The sequence below is a fragment of the Streptomyces milbemycinicus genome, assembly GCF_002154605.1.
GTDB classification, from domain to species: Bacteria; Actinomycetota; Actinomycetes; order Streptomycetales; family Streptomycetaceae; genus Streptomyces; species Streptomyces milbemycinicus.
This window is the reverse complement of record NZ_MUNE01001139.1, coordinates 1-218: the sequence shown is the minus strand read 5'-3', so window position 1 is coordinate 218 and position 218 is coordinate 1. Positions and strand designations below refer to the sequence as shown.

Here is a 218-nt window from a genome sequence, read left to right as displayed (position 1 = left end):
GGAGGACGACTACGACGGCGACTTCCGCTACGACCGGGCGCCGGTCGGCGCGCTGCAGGGGCTCGACCCGGCGCGGGTCGCCTATGCCGGCTCGGTCAGCAAGTCGCTCGCCCCGGGGCTGCGGCTGGGCTGGCTGGTGCTGCCCGAACAGCTGGTGGACCTGGTCGTGGAGCGCAAGCGGACCATGGATCTCGGCAATCCGACGCTCGATCAGGCGC

1 pseudogene is annotated in these 218 nt (G+C 72.5%); it reads left to right on the top strand.

The window, feature by feature from the left end:
• Positions 1–218: pseudogene (locus tag CCN51_RS58930) on the top strand (MocR-like pyridoxine biosynthesis transcription factor PdxR); the annotation flags it as partial.